The organism is Bacteroides sp. 41_26, assembly GCF_949740115.1.
Lineage (GTDB): Bacteria > Bacteroidota > Bacteroidia > Bacteroidales > Bacteroidaceae > Bacteroides > Bacteroides nordii.
The window spans coordinates 65,657-80,167 of the sequence record NZ_CATJGZ010000064.1 but is presented as its reverse complement, the minus strand read 5'-3'; the positions used below and the strand labels follow the sequence as shown (position 1 = coordinate 80,167).

Below are 14,511 nucleotides of genomic sequence, written 5' to 3'. Positions count from 1 at the left end.
CGCCGTTTTTTGAATCCCCCTTTCGTCAAGATGATTGATGGAAGGGGGATTTTTCGTTATTGGTATTCACCACAGAGTTTCACAGAGGAACACAGAGTTTCACAGAGAGGAATAAGCCGTATTCTTATTTATTCTGTTTATGCAGGATAATTAATACTCTGTGTTCCTCTGTGAAACTCTGTGGTGAAAGAATGATTTGTGTGATTTACGCTTTATTTCTGATTTTCTGTTATATATTTGTTGTTAAAACTGTCTATATCTTATAGAATGATATTTTTTTGAATAAAAAAGTAACGTTTTATTTGGTGGGAAAGAAATAATATCTACCTTTGCACCGTTAAATAACAAAAGAGATAACTAAGATGAATCAATCATTTATACATATTCTACTGTGTGGTATTATTATTCTGCTGGCAAAGGTCGGGGGAAGTGAGTGTTGCGCGTAAATGTGTATAATGAAAATATACGAAAGCCTTTCTCACTTCCTGGTGCGAAAGGCTTTTTTAATAGTGTATAATCAGATTAAAAACAATAAAAGATGAGTGACAGATTATTTATTTTCGACACCACCCTTCGTGATGGTGAACAGGTTCCGGGATGTCAATTGAATACAGTGGAAAAGATTCAGGTAGCGAAAGCACTGGAGACACTGGGAGTAGATGTGATTGAAGCCGGATTCCCTATTTCCAGTCCAGGGGATTTTAATTCGGTAATTGAAATATCTAAAGCCGTGACATGGCCTACGATTTGTGCGTTGACACGTGCGGTTCAGAAAGATATTGATGTAGCAGTAGATGCATTGAAATTTGCTAAGCGTAAACGCATTCATACGGGAATTGGTACATCTGATTCACATATTAAATATAAATTCAATTCTAACCGTGAAGAAATAATCGAACGTGCAGTAGCTGCTGTTAAATATGCGCGTCGTTTTGTAGACGATGTGGAGTTCTATGCAGAAGATGCAGGACGTACGGATAATGAATATCTGGCACGGGTGGTAGAAGCGGTTATTAAAGCTGGTGCTACTGTAGTGAATATTCCTGATACAACAGGATATTGCCTTCCTTCGGAATATGGAGCGAAAATTAAATATCTGGTAGATCATGTTTCTGGCATTGAAAATGCAATAATCTCTACACACTGTCATAATGATTTAGGTATGGCTACTGCTAATACAATGGCTGGGGTGCTGAATGGTGCACGCCAGGTAGAGGTGACCATTAATGGTATTGGCGAACGTGCAGGTAATACGGCACTTGAAGAAATAGCAATGATTATCAAAAGCCATCATGAAATCGAGATAGAAACCAACATTAGTACACAGAAAATATATCCCACCAGCCGCATGGTATCTAGTTTGATGAATATGCCGGTACAACCTAATAAGGCTATCGTGGGACGTAATGCTTTTGCACATTCGTCGGGAATACATCAGGATGGCGTACTGAAGAATGTACAAACCTATGAAATTATTGATCCTAAGGATGTGGGTATTGATGATAACTCCATCGTATTGACTGCACGCAGTGGACGCGCTGCTTTGAAAAATCGTCTTTCTATGTTGGGTGTGACGCTTGATCAGGAAAAATTGGATAAGGTATATGAGGAATTTTTGAAACTTGCTGACCGTAAGAAAGATATTCATGATGATGATATTCTAGTATTGGCAGGGGCAGATCGTAGTGAGAATCACCGTATTAAACTGGAATATCTTCAGGTGACAAGTGGGGTCGGTGTACGATCGGTTGCCAGTCTGGGTCTGAACATTTCCGGAGAGAAATTTGAGGCAGCTGCTAGTGGTAATGGTCCTGTTGATGCAGCTATCAAAGCATTGAAACGAATTATAGATCGTCATATGACACTGAAAGAATTTACTATTCAAGCCATTAGCAAAGGTAGCGATGATGTAGGTAAAGTGCATATGCAGGTAGAATATGATAATCAGATGTATTACGGATTTGGAGCAAATACGGATATTATTGCCGCTTCAGTAGAAGCTTATATTGACTGTATTAACAAATTCACCAAGTAATTTCAATCGTAAATTGTAAATCGCTAAATAGTAAATAAACAGATGAATACATTATTTGATAAAATCTGGGATGCACATGTGGTTACCACAGTAGAAGATGGTCCCACTCAGCTCTATATCGACAGACTGTACTGTCATGAAGTAACGAGTCCGCAGGCTTTTGCCGGACTGCGTGAACGTGGAATAAAATGTTTCCGTCCGGAAAAAATATATTGCATGCCCGATCATAATACACCGACGCATGATCAGGACAAACCCATTGAAGATCCAATATCAAAAACACAAGTGGATACTTTGACGAAGAATGCGAAAGATTTCGGGTTAACTCACTTCGGTATGATGGATAAAAGGAACGGTATTATCCACGTAGTGGGTCCCGAACGTGGATTAACTTTACCTGGAATGACTATTGTTTGCGGTGATTCACACACTTCTACCCATGGTGCGATGGGAGCGATTGCTTTTGGTATCGGAACAAGTGAGGTAGAGATGGTACTTGCTTCGCAATGTGTATTGCAGTCTCGTCCCAAGACGATGCGTATTACTGTGGATGGAAAATTAGGCAAGGGAGTGACTGCGAAAGATATTGCACTCTATATGATGTCTAAAATGACAACCAGTGGTGCTACCGGATATTTTGTAGAATATGCAGGTGAAGCCGTTCGCAGTTTGAGTATGGAAGGCCGACTGACGTTGTGTAATCTCTCTATTGAGATGGGAGCACGTGGCGGTATGGTAGCTCCGGATGAAGTGACCTTTGAATATATCAAAGGACGTGAAAATGCTCCGAAAGGAGAAGAATGGGACAAAGCAATGGAGTACTGGAAAACACTGAAAAGTGATGCTGATGCTGTTTTTGATAAAGAAGTACGTTTTGATGCAGCCGATATAGAGCCGATGATCACTTATGGGACAAATCCCGGTATGGGTATGGGTATCACACAGTCTATTCCGACTACGGAAGGAATGAATGAAACGACTAAAACTTCTTTTATTAAATCTTTGGATTATATGGGATTTAAACCGGGTGAACCGTTACTGGGTAAGAAGATTGATTATGTATTCTTAGGTGCATGTACCAATGGACGTATTGAGGACTTCCGTGCATTTGCTTCTCTAGTAAAGGGCAGGAAAAAGGCGGAACATGTAATAGCATGGCTGGTACCAGGGTCTTGGATGGTAGATGCACAAATTCGGGAAGAAGGATTGGATAAAATATTGGAAGAAGCCGGATTTGCGATCCGTCAGCCGGGATGTTCAGCTTGTCTGGCAATGAATGATGATAAGGTTCCTGCTGGTAAGTATTCAGTTTCTACAAGTAACCGGAATTTTGAAGGACGTCAGGGACCGGGAGCGCGTACGTTGTTGGCAAGTCCTCTCGTAGCTGCTGCGGCAGCTGTGACAGGAGTGATAACAGATCCGAGAGAACTTTAATTGTAAATCGTAAACGTACCTATGTGATAAAGATTAAATAATATTTATGACCGTAGGAAATAAATTGTAAATAAACAGATGAAAGCAAAATTCAATATCATAACAAGTACATGTGTACCTCTTCCTTTAGAAAATGTGGATACAGACCAGATTATTCCGGCACGTTTTCTGAAAGCTACTACCCGTGAAGAAAAGTTTTTTGGCGATAATCTCTTCCGTGACTGGCGCTACCATCCGGATGGTTCATTAAATAAAGACTTTGTGTTGAACAATCCTATTTATGGAGGGCAGATATTGGTAGCAGGAAAGAACTTTGGTTCGGGCTCTAGCCGCGAACATGCTGCATGGGCAATAGCCGGATATGGCTTCCGTGTAGTGGTAAGTAGCTTCTTTGCTGATATTCATAAGAATAATGAGTTGAATAATTTTGTATTGCCTGTAGTGGTGACAGAGGAGTTTCTGGCGGAATTGTTTGATTCTATCTTTAAAAATCCTAAAACAGAGGTGGAAGTAAATTTGCCGGAACAGACTATTACTAATAAAGCTACCGGAAAGAGTGAACACTTCGAGATTAATGCATATAAAAAACATTGTCTGATGAATGGATTGGACGATATTGATTTTTTGTTGACGAATAAGGATAAGATAGAGGCGTGGGAAAGAAAATGAATTAATTCCGTTGTCCGTGTGCCATAAAAATGATAACAACAATATTAAATAACGATGAAAAATAATCATCCCAAAATAGAAATCATGGACACTACTCTCCGCGATGGTGAACAAACCAGTGGAGTATCTTTTGTGCCTCATGAAAAACTAATGATTGCCCGACTGCTGTTGGAAGAGCTGAAGGTGGACCGTGTAGAAATAGCTTCGGCACGTGTGTCTGAAGGAGAATTCGATGCGGTAAAGATGATTTGCGACTGGGCAGCGCGGAGAAATCTGTTACAGAAAGTGGAGGTGCTGGGTTTCGTTGACGGTCGTACTTCACTGGATTGGATACATGCTACCGGATGCCGCGTTATCAATTTGTTGTGTAAGGGATCTTTGAAACACTGTATGTATCAGTTGAAAAAGACACCGGAGGAACATATCGAAGATATACTTGCTGTAGTGAATTATGCCAATGAACTGGATATTGAAGTCAATGTATATCTGGAAGATTGGAGCAATGGTATGAAGGATTCACCCGAATATGTATTTCAGATTGTCGATGCATTGAAAGAGACAAGTATTAAGCGTTTTATGCTGCCTGATACATTGGGGGTATTGAATCCGTTGCAAGTCATTGAATTTATGCGGAAGATGAAGAAGCGCTACCCTGATACACACTTTGATTTTCATGCGCATAACGACTATGATCTGGCAGTGAGCAATGTACTTGCAGCTGTACTAAGTGGAGTTAAAGGACTTCATACAACAATTAATGGATTGGGTGAACGTGCAGGTAATGCACCTTTGGCAAGTGTGCAGGCTATCTTGAAAGATCATTTTAATGCTATTACCAATATCGATGAAAGTCGTTTAAACGATGTAAGTCGGGTAGTAGAATCTTATTCGGGTATTGTGATACCTGCCAATAAACCGATTGTAGGTGAAAATGTATTTACGCAGGTGGCCGGGGTACATGCTGACGGAGATAATAAGAGTAATCTTTATTGTAATGATCTTTTGCCCGAACGATTTGGCCGGATCCGTGAGTATGCTCTCGGAAAGACTTCGGGTAAAGCGAATATCCGTAAAAATCTTGAAAGTCTTGGCTTAGAGTTGGATGAAGAGTCTATGCGGAAAGTGACTGAGCGCATCATCGAATTAGGAGACAAGAAAGAACTTGTCACACAGGAAGATCTTCCATATATCATCTCTGATGTCTTGAAACACGACGGTATGAATAATAAAGTAAAACTGAAAAGCTATTTTGTGACGCTGGCGCATGGGTTAAAACCGATGGCTACGTTGAGTGTTGAGATAGACGGGCAGATTCATGAGGAAAGTTCGTCGGGTGATGGTCAGTATGATGCCTTTGTGCGTGCTTTACGCAAAATCTATAAGGTGACGCTGGGACGGAAATTTCCAATGCTGATCAATTATGCAGTAAGTATTCCTCCCGGTGGGCGTACTGACGCTTTTGTACAGACTGTTATCACCTGGAGTTTTGGTGAGAAAGTGTTTCGTACCCGTGGTTTGGATGCCGACCAGACAGAAGCGGCTATCAAGGCGACTATTAAGATGCTGAATATAATAGAAGAATATTAATAATAGTGATTAATTTTAGTGATTAGTGAGAAGTGATAAGTGATTAGCAGGCTGCGCTATCATACCAAATGGTACTAATCACTAATCACTTATCACTTATCACTAATCATTGATCACTAATCACTAATCGTTAAATCACTAATTAACATGGATTTTAAAATTGCAGTATTAGCAGGTGACGGTATTGGGCCCGAAATCTCTGTACAGGGGGTAGAGGTAATGAGTGCCGTTTGCGAGAAGTTCGGACATAAAGTAAATTACGAATACGCCATTTGTGGCGCAGATGCAATCGATAAAGTGGGGGATCCCTTTCCGGAAGAAACTTATCGGGTATGTAAGGAAGCAGACGCTGTACTTTTTTCAGCCGTAGGTGATCCGAAGTTTGATAATGATCCTACAGCTAAAGTTCGTCCGGAGCAGGGACTGTTGGCTATGCGTAAGAAGCTGGGACTTTTTGCCAATATCCGTCCGGTACAGACTTTTAAATGCCTGGTTCATAAGTCTCCTCTTCGTGCAGAACTGGTAGAAGGAGCTGATTTCCTTTGTATTCGTGAGCTGACAGGAGGTATGTATTTTGGTGAGAAGTATCAGGATAATGACAAAGCCTATGATACGAATATGTATACTCGTCCGGAGATAGAGCGTATACTGAAGGTGGCTTTTGAGTATGCAATGAAACGCCGCAAGCATCTTACGGTGGTAGATAAGGCGAATGTTCTTGCATCCAGTCGTTTATGGCGTCAGATAGCACAAGAAATGGCGCCTGCTTATCCTGAGGTAACCACTGACTATATGTTTGTGGATAATGCAGCAATGAAAATGATTCAGGAGCCGAAGTTCTTTGATGTGATGGTGACTGAAAATACTTTTGGCGATATCCTCACGGATGAAGGTTCGGTTATAAGTGGTTCTATGGGATTGCTCCCTTCTGCTTCAACCGGCGAAAGTACTCCGGTATTTGAGCCTATTCATGGTTCGTGGCCGCAGGCAAAGGGATTGAATATTGCTAATCCGCTGGCGCAAATTCTGTCGGTAGCTATGCTGTTTGAGTATTTTGACTGTAAAGAAGAAGGAGCGTTGATTCGCAAAGCAGTAGATGCATCACTGGACGAAAAGGTACGTACTCCGGAGATTCAGGTAGAAGGTGGTGAAAAGTATGGAACCAAAGAAGTTGGTAAATGGGTGGTTGATTATATTAAGAAGAGCTGATGATCAGTAAAAGAACTTCGATACAAAAATAAAAAGGGCCTAAAGCTTGACTTTAGCCTTTGAAAATTGTATCTTTGTCATTGTAATCATAAAATATATTCAGTTAGATTACACTTGAAGGAGAAAGTTTATCGCTTTCTCCTTTTTTGTGTCTATATCCTATATAAAGCTTCTGAATAGGGTATTTATTACCGGTCAGAAGGTATATTAGCCAAAATAAGAAGGTATGTTACGGTGAATCACATGCCGTGTTGCGTTAGATTACATACTATGTTGCGATGCAAATGCCATTGTGTTGCGATGCAACATACGGCAAGACGAAAAACAGAACTTGCTTCGTTAAGAATCAATAAATCTGCTCTTGACAGAAACACTGTCTACCTCTTTTTTCTGCCTCTTATTATATCACTTGTATAGTCGAGTAGATCAGTATACCTATCACCGTAAGTAATCCTGTATAAATGATAACTTGTGTTTGACGTGCTTTTCTGAAATCTTCTTTGGTAACTCTTGTGAGCAGATAGTACATCAACATAGCTCCACCTAATCCTACTAACATTCCTACCACTAAATCTCCCGGATAATGCAATCCCAGATAGATACGTGTGTAGCAATTAACGGCTGCCCATGTACAAATGAAAATACTGAGCCAGCGTTTGCGGAACAGGAACACCAGAAAGAACGCTAAACCAAAAGAGTTGGAAGCATGGCAAGAGGGAAAACCGAAGCCACCTCCACGTCTTCCGTTGACGATATGTACGAGGTCTGCAATGGGACTGGCAGGGTTAGAAGGGCGGGGACGTTCTACGATGGGACGAATGACGGTTGCACAAACCTGATCGGCGAAAGTGATAGTCAGCGCGATGCCTATGAGGCAGAATAGAACGACTTTCCAGTTGAAATTTTTAAGTAATACATATAGTATACTTGCGTACATGGGTACCCATATCCACTTTCCGGTGAAAACGGGCATGAAATAATCTCCGAATGTATTGTGAAATCCATTAAGATAAAGTAATAAATTCTGGTCTGCTTCAACAAGTGATTGTAATAGTCCGTATGTCATATTGTTTAATATTAATTCAAATTTAGAGTCGGTAGGGGAGAATAGAACAACTTATCTTTTTGCAATGTCATCATATAGCTTTTGTAAGTATGTTTTTCCCTTATCCAGATTTTCACCTTTGTGGGTACCTTCATCCAGTACAACAGAGTTTGATTCGCAATCAAATACAACTGCGTTATCGGGCGTTACCATTCCGAATGCATTTGGGAATGTGAAGAATGCAAAATGAGGAGAACCTGGGTTCAACATGTTCTTGCTGAAAGTGAATTCGTCGTGTGGTAATCCTAATTGTGCCAATAAAGTAGCAGCGATATCTATCTGAGAACCGTAAGTCGTTATTTGTCTGGGTTCCTTGACTGCACCTCCGGTGAGGATCAACGGAATAGTGTAGCGGGCAGGTGAGAGGTTGTTAATATCCTCCGGATAGACTCCCAAATGATCTGGTACAAGAATTACTACGGTGTTCTTCCAAAACGGAGTTTCTTTGAGCTGACGAACGAAATCTCCGGTACAACTATCCGTATAGGCAAATGCGTTTAGTCTGGCGTTGGATAGCTTGCTGTAAGGCACTTCAAATGGTTCGTGGCTACTGGATGTTTGCAATATTTTGAAGAACGGCTCTTTTTGTGGTTTGGTTTTCAGATCGGTTATCATCCGGTTGAATACGATGTGGTCATGGGCACCCCATTTACTGAGACGTTCGGATACAGGAAAATCATCTTCGGAGATAATATCTTCAATACCAGTAGAAACAAGGAATGAACGCATATTGGTGAAGTCGGCATCTCCCCCGTAATAATATTGCAGGTCGTATCCTGCTTTTTTCAGACTGGCAGGAATAGAGGGCAGACTTTGTGTTTTGCGTGTATACTTCATGATACTGGTGGTAGGCTGCGCCGGATAGCCACTGATGATGGATACCAGTCCCCGGTCGGTGCGGAAGCTATTGGCATAGAAATGGGTGAACAAAACTCCTTCATTGGCAAACTTGTCCATGTTGACTGCTATACCCGGCTCTCCACCGAGAGTTTCCATTAAGTGAGAAGAGAAGCTCTCGAGCACTATCATGATGATATTGGGATGTTCGGTGTTAAATAATTGCGGGATCGAATCTGTAACAGGTTTATCTGTCAGTTCTGCGAACAGGTGGTCTGCTTCTTCGGCTGGCAGAAAACGATATTGTTTATCAAAAGCAATTTGCCGGGAGAAAGAGTCCATCAAGCTAAAACAAGGATTGATGGCTGCGTGATTCAGTTTTTGATTGGCGCTGAAAAAAACTTTTCCGAGGTTCATGGTTGCAACACTGAATCCTCCGCGTATGGGTATAAACAATAGGGCAGTGGCCAATAACAGAACGCCGGATACACTTACCCGGCGAAAAGGTATCTTCAAGGGGCGTTTGGCGTTGTTCAATATGAAAGATAATAAGAAATAGAGGAGCATTGCGTAAACTACCATGCCCAATATACCTCCCAATACTACCCAGATACTGACACTGGCCAGTGCGTCTTTGGGCGAAGAGAAGAAATAGAACAACGGTGTGGTGTCAAGCCGGAATCCCCAATAACCATACAATCCAAGATCGCTTATAAATATGCAGGAGAGTAATATGGATACTATTATGATATAGATGCGGCGTATCTGTTGTAGTTTTTTGGAATTAGTCCAGGCAGATGCAATCAGCAGTAATCCAGGGATTACAGTCAGATATCCTGCCATCGAAAAGTCGAGCGGAAGCCCATGCCACATCACGCTGAACCATTCTGTCCATGAGACCTTATTATATAAGGTGTGATAATAAGCCATAAACACAGGCTTTTGCAGGATAAATATAAATACAAAAAGGAAATAGGTAGTAACGAATTGTATAAGTCTTCTTTTCATACTATATACTTAAAAAGATTGAACGCAGGCAAAGGTACTATACTTTTCTTTATCTTTGTGCATTAACTGACGTAAAACAGTGGTAATTATGAAAAAAATAGCAAAGAATCTGATCGGTTTGATAGGACATACACCCTTGATGGAACTGTCTGGCTATAGTTCAAAACAAGGTTTGGCTGGTAATATTGTAGCAAAACTGGAGGCATTCAATCCGGGTGGAAGTGTGAAAGACCGTGTAGCACTTTCGATGATTGAAGATGCTGAAGAGCGTGGAATCCTTAAACCGGGAGCAACGATAATAGAACCTACAAGCGGAAATACCGGTGTAGGTCTGGCGATGGTAGCTACTATTAAGGGATATCATTTAATATTGACTATGCCCGAAACGATGAGTCTGGAACGTAGAAATCTGCTAAAAGCTCTGGGAGCACAGATTGTACTGACAGACGGTCTGAAAGGAATGGCAGGTTCTATTGCAAAAGCACAGGAGCTGAAAACTACTATTTCCGGTTCGGTGATACTTCAACAGTTCGAGAACCAGTCTAATGCGGCAGTGCACCAGCGTACTACAGGTGAGGAAATTTGGGAAGATACAGATGGTCAGATAGCTGCTTTTGTGGCTGGTGTAGGTACAGGTGGAACTGTATGTGGAGTGGCCCGTGCATTGAAGAAGCACAATCCGGATGTTTATGTACTGGCTGTTGAGCCTGCCGCCTCTCCGGTGTTGGCAGGTGGAGAAGCAGCTCCTCATCGGATACAAGGTATTGGCGCTAATTTTATTCCGAAGATTTATGATGCTTCCGTTGTAGATGAGGTAATGGGAGTACCTGATGATGAAGCAATACGTACCGGGCGTGAATTGGCGGCTACGGAAGGATTGCTGGCAGGAATATCTTCGGGAGCAGCTGTTTATGCGGCACGAAAGCTGGCAGAGCGCCCAGAATTTGCCGGAAAGATGATTGTGGCATTGTTACCCGATACCGGTGAACGCTATTTGTCGACGGAACTGTTTGCATTTGATGCTTATCCGCTTGAATAAATAGTGATGAGTGAGTAGTGATTAGTGATAAGTGCCATGCGGGTCTCGCCGTTCACTATCTCATCGCTACTCACTATTCACTACTCACTAATCACTTATCACTACTCACTAACCACTATTTAAGATGAAATCTATATTTATCCTTTTTCTTCTCTTTTTCTCTTTATCGCTTTCGGCACAAACTTATAGTGAATTGTCGGAACAGGCAATTGATTGTATCGAGAAAGATAGTCTTGTCCAGGCAGAAGAGTTGCTTGTTCTGGCAATGAAACTCGAACCCTCTAATCCTCATAATGCTTTGCTATTTTCTAATTTAGGGTTGGTACAGAAACGTTTAGGACGCTATGATGATGCACTTCAGTCGTATACTTATGCACTAAATATCGCTCCTACTGCTGTCCCTATTTTGCTGGATCGTGCCGCTCTTTATATGGAAAAGGGAATGACGGATCGTGCTTATCTGGATTATTGTGAGGCTCTTGATGCCGACAAAGTGAATAAGGAAGCTTTGTTGATGCGTGCCTATATTTATACGATCAGACGTGATTATAAAGCTGCTCGTGCGGATTATGACCGCTTGCTGGAAATTGACCCGAAGAGCTATAGTGGACGCCTTGGGTTGGCTACTCTTGAACAGAAAGAGGGAAAATTTCGTGAGGCGCTTGAGGTAATCAATAAATTGCTGGTTGAGAATCCGGATGATGCGACTCTTTATGTAGCGCGTGCCGATGTAGAACGTGAAATGGAACATGTAGAATTGGCTCTTGTTGATCTTGAACAAGCTATCCGCTTATCGCCATCGTTGATTGATGCTTATTTACTTCGGGGGGATATCTATCTGCTTCAAAAGAAAAAAGGTCTTGCCAAAACAGATTTTGAAAAGGCGATTTCACTTGGAGTACCGCAATCCGATCTCTATGAGAGGTTGAAACAATGTAAATAGTAAGAGCTCTCTACCCGAACTGACGTATTACTTCTACAAATTCTTTACCGTATTTCTTCTTCTTGAACTTACCGATGCCGCTGATATTTCCAAACTCTTCAATTGTCATGGGGCGGGAAATACTGAGCAAGTGCAAAACTTTGTCTGATAATACAATATAGGCAGGTATTGCTTCCTGGTCTGCCAATTGTTTACGAACTCTTCGCAGGGCTTCAAACAAGTTTTCATTTTCTGTAGAAGGTGCTTCTAAAGGTAGTTCTTTATTGATAATTATCTTCTTTTTCTTTCCTTTCCGATTTTCGTTTTCGTCTCGTTTTATAATCACTAATTTCGCTTTTTGACGTCCAAATAGTACGTCATTTCCGATTTCCGTAACTTTTAAGTGATTATTTTCATTGTATGCAATTTCAAAGTACCCTATTTGCAACATTTGTAACAAATAATCCTGCCAGTCGCGTGCCGGAATATCTCTTCCGACTCCAAAAGTTTTTAGTTTATCATATCCTTTTTCTGTTAATTCAGCAGAGAAAGATCCGCGTAAAATGTCAATTAACATGCTTGTACCTATTTGCTGCCCGGTACGCGCAATTGCACTTAATGCTTTTTGTACGATAATAGTTCCGTCAAAACGTTCCGGAGGGTTTCTGCAAACATCACAATTACCACAATCTTTCTCCGATTTTTCTCCGAAATAACTTAGTAAGATACGCCTGCGGCAAATGTCTGCTTCGGCATATTGCTGCATACGTTGCAGCTTCTCAAGATTGATGGTTTGCTGGTTACTTTCGGTGGCAAACTTTGTCAGTAGAATTAAATCCCCTAACGAATAGAATAAGACTGTATCGCTTGGCATTCCGTCTCTTCCTGCACGACCTATTTCCTGATAAAAGCTCTCGATACTTTTGGGAAGATTATAATGAATCACCCAACGGACATTTGACTTGTCAATACCCATTCCGAAGGCGATTGTGGCACATACTACCTGGATGCGGTCATTGATAAAATCGTCTTGTGTATTGTCTCGCTGATATGCTGAAAGCCCGGCGTGATAGACTCCACAGTGTATTCCGTGTTTTTGTAACATCTGTGCTACAGTTTCCGTTTTACTGCGACTCATGCAGTAGATAATACCGCTTTCGCCAGCGTGGCGGTCAATAAATTCCAGTATCGCTTTACTCTTTTCTTTTTGCTGATAACCACGCTTTACAGTGAGGCTGAGATTAGGCCGGTCGAAAGAAGAAATGAATACTTTCGGGTCGGTCAGATGTAGTTGGCGGATGATATCTTCACGGGTAATTTTATCCGCTGTTGCCGTCAGTGCGATGATGGGTATCTGGGGAAACATCTGGTGTAATATTCCCATTTGAGCGTATTCCGGACGGAAATCATGTCCCCATTGTGAAATGCAGTGTGCTTCGTCAATGGCAAAGAGAGAAAGGTTCATATCACGTAACAGGTAGTCTGCTTCTGTGATCAGTTTTTCGGGAGATATATATAAGAGTTTTAGCTTTCCTTCTATACAGGCACGGCGCAGATTGGCATTCTCAGTTTCATTATTGCTACTGTTCAAGGCTCCGGCAGCTATTCCGTTGGCGCGGAGTGCTTCTACCTGATCTTTCATTAGTGATATGAGTGGTGACACAACTACAGCAGTTCCTTCGCAAAGCACAGCCGGGAGTTGGTAGCAGATGGATTTTCCACCTCCGGTGGGCATTAATACCAGACCGTCTTTCCGGTTCAGCAGATTCCGGATAATTTCTTCTTGTAAAGGGCGGAAACTTTCATAACCAAAGTAGGTTTTCAGCGTTTGGATCATGGTTCGTATATTGAGACTTTTTGCAAAGGTACTATTTTCTTTTATCTATCATAATACGTATCTACAAGATGGGGGAAATAAACTCTCTCCGTGGACGAAAACGGAATGCTAAAAAGTTAAAGTTTCTTATTATGGCGTTTCTTCTCCCCTATTTTGACGTTTTTAACTACTTTGCTATAAAAAATATATACGCAAAATTTGTGTATGTGAAAATAATGTATGAAATTTGTAACATAATAATGTTACTGCATTGTAGCAATAATTAAAAACAAACCCTAACCAGTTAATTCAATGAGTGATTTAGAAAACAAAAAACAGGAAGAGGCTCCTAAAAAGCGCCCTTACAATCTGAGGGAGAAGAAGGAGAAAAAAGCTGCTTACCGTTCTTTAATAAGACCGGAACTAGCAGATGAGTTGTATGACAAGATTTTGAATATCGTTGTCGTTCAAAAGAAGTACAGAGACCCGGATTATTCAGCAAAAGATCTGGCCAAAGAGTTGAAGACGAATACGCGTTATTTATCCGCAGTCGTTAATTCTCGTTTCGGACAGAATTATTCTTGCCTTTTGAATGAATATAGAGTGAAGGATGCTCTTCATCTTTTGACTGATAAGAGATATGCCGATAAGAATGTAGAAGAAATCAGTGCAATGGTTGGTTTTGCCAATCGTCAATCTTTCTATGCTGCTTTCTACAAGAATGTAGGCAAGACTCCTAATGGCTACCGTAAAGAACACGTTGAGAATAGCAAAAAGTAATCACGTATTTCTTTAGTTGAATAAAAAAGGAAATATTCCGGACGAAAAGTTTCGGGATACTTCCTTTTCA

11 protein-coding genes are annotated in these 14,511 nt (G+C 41.2%); 8 read left to right on the top strand and 3 right to left on the bottom strand.

The window, feature by feature from the left end; all coding sequences use genetic code 11:
- Window positions 1-538: 538 nt before the first annotated feature.
- The 5 genes from QX565_RS08215 to leuB all read left to right on the top strand — a co-directional run bounded on the left by QX565_RS08215 (window position 539) and on the right by leuB (window position 6,934).
- A complete protein-coding gene (locus QX565_RS08215) occupies window positions 539-2,035 on the top strand; it encodes a 2-isopropylmalate synthase (RefSeq protein WP_221651489.1) in 1,497 nt (498 codons plus the stop codon).
- 42 nt (window positions 2,036-2,077) lie between these two features.
- On the top strand, window positions 2,078-3,469 hold the full coding sequence (gene leuC / locus QX565_RS08210) for a 3-isopropylmalate dehydratase large subunit (protein WP_221651488.1): 1,392 nt from the start codon (window positions 2,078-2,080) through the stop codon (window positions 3,467-3,469).
- Between the two features lie 78 nt (window positions 3,470-3,547).
- Window positions 3,548-4,138: a 3-isopropylmalate dehydratase small subunit gene (gene leuD / locus QX565_RS08205; protein ID WP_221651487.1), complete on the top strand. Its 591-nt coding sequence runs from the start codon at window positions 3,548-3,550 to the stop codon at window positions 4,136-4,138.
- 54 nt (window positions 4,139-4,192) lie between these two features.
- A complete protein-coding gene (locus QX565_RS08200; protein WP_221651486.1) occupies window positions 4,193-5,725 on the top strand; it encodes a hydroxymethylglutaryl-CoA lyase-like TIM-barrel protein in 1,533 nt (510 codons plus the stop codon).
- 147 nt (window positions 5,726-5,872) lie between these two features.
- Window positions 5,873-6,934 (top strand): 3-isopropylmalate dehydrogenase, encoded by a 1,062-nt coding sequence (leuB, locus tag QX565_RS08195; RefSeq protein ID WP_002560888.1) that lies wholly within the window; start codon window positions 5,873-5,875, stop codon window positions 6,932-6,934.
- Window positions 6,935-7,334: 400 nt separating this feature from the next.
- Here leuB and QX565_RS08190 read toward each other — a convergent pair whose 3' ends face one another.
- Entirely contained in the window at window positions 7,335-8,000 is a 666-nt protein-coding gene (locus QX565_RS08190; RefSeq protein WP_025868106.1) for a phosphatase PAP2 family protein, read from the bottom strand.
- 51 nt (window positions 8,001-8,051) lie between these two features.
- Complete coding sequence (locus QX565_RS08185) at window positions 8,052-9,884, bottom strand: LTA synthase family protein (protein ID WP_289292392.1); 1,833 nt, start codon at window positions 9,882-9,884, stop codon at window positions 8,052-8,054.
- Between the two features lie 88 nt (window positions 9,885-9,972).
- Here QX565_RS08185 and cysK point away from each other — a divergent pair, with 88 nt between their 5' ends.
- On the top strand, window positions 9,973-10,923 hold the full coding sequence (gene cysK, locus QX565_RS08180) for a cysteine synthase A (RefSeq protein ID WP_221651483.1): 951 nt from the start codon (window positions 9,973-9,975) through the stop codon (window positions 10,921-10,923).
- A gap of 124 nt (window positions 10,924-11,047) precedes the next feature.
- Window positions 11,048-11,866, top strand: coding sequence for a tetratricopeptide repeat protein (locus tag QX565_RS08175; protein WP_289292389.1), 819 nt, complete (start codon window positions 11,048-11,050; stop codon window positions 11,864-11,866).
- Between the two features lie 10 nt (window positions 11,867-11,876).
- Here QX565_RS08175 and recQ read toward each other — a convergent pair whose 3' ends face one another.
- Window positions 11,877-13,682, bottom strand: a complete 1,806-nt coding sequence (recQ, locus tag QX565_RS08170) for a DNA helicase RecQ (protein ID WP_289292388.1) — start codon at window positions 13,680-13,682, stop codon at window positions 11,877-11,879.
- Window positions 13,683-13,973: 291 nt separating this feature from the next.
- Here recQ and QX565_RS08165 point away from each other — a divergent pair, with 291 nt between their 5' ends.
- Window positions 13,974-14,441 carry a helix-turn-helix domain-containing protein gene (locus QX565_RS08165; RefSeq protein ID WP_221651481.1) on the top strand — a complete coding sequence of 156 codons (468 nt, stop codon included), beginning with the start codon at window positions 13,974-13,976 and terminating at the stop codon, window positions 14,439-14,441.
- The last annotated feature ends 70 nt before the right edge of the window (window positions 14,442-14,511 follow it).

Excerpts from the sequence above, each read along its gene's own strand:
- QX565_RS08215 (WP_221651489.1), top strand. The coding sequence starts at position 539 with ATGAGTGACAGATTATTTATTTTCGACACCACCCTTCGTGATGGTGAA.
- leuC (WP_221651488.1), top strand. The coding sequence starts at position 2,078 with ATGAATACATTATTTGATAAAATCTGGGATGCACATGTGGTTACCACA.
- leuD (WP_221651487.1), top strand. The coding sequence starts at position 3,548 with ATGAAAGCAAAATTCAATATCATAACAAGTACATGTGTACCTCTTCCT.
- QX565_RS08200 (WP_221651486.1), top strand. The coding sequence starts at position 4,193 with ATGAAAAATAATCATCCCAAAATAGAAATCATGGACACTACTCTCCGC.
- leuB (WP_002560888.1), top strand. The coding sequence starts at position 5,873 with ATGGATTTTAAAATTGCAGTATTAGCAGGTGACGGTATTGGGCCCGAA.
- QX565_RS08190 (WP_025868106.1), bottom strand. The coding sequence starts at position 8,000 with ATGACATACGGACTATTACAATCACTTGTTGAAGCAGACCAGAATTTA.
- QX565_RS08185 (WP_289292392.1), bottom strand. The coding sequence starts at position 9,884 with ATGAAAAGAAGACTTATACAATTCGTTACTACCTATTTCCTTTTTGTA.
- cysK (WP_221651483.1), top strand. The coding sequence starts at position 9,973 with ATGAAAAAAATAGCAAAGAATCTGATCGGTTTGATAGGACATACACCC.
- QX565_RS08175 (WP_289292389.1), top strand. The coding sequence starts at position 11,048 with ATGAAATCTATATTTATCCTTTTTCTTCTCTTTTTCTCTTTATCGCTT.
- recQ (WP_289292388.1), bottom strand. The coding sequence starts at position 13,682 with ATGATCCAAACGCTGAAAACCTACTTTGGTTATGAAAGTTTCCGCCCT.
- QX565_RS08165 (WP_221651481.1), top strand. The coding sequence starts at position 13,974 with ATGAGTGATTTAGAAAACAAAAAACAGGAAGAGGCTCCTAAAAAGCGC.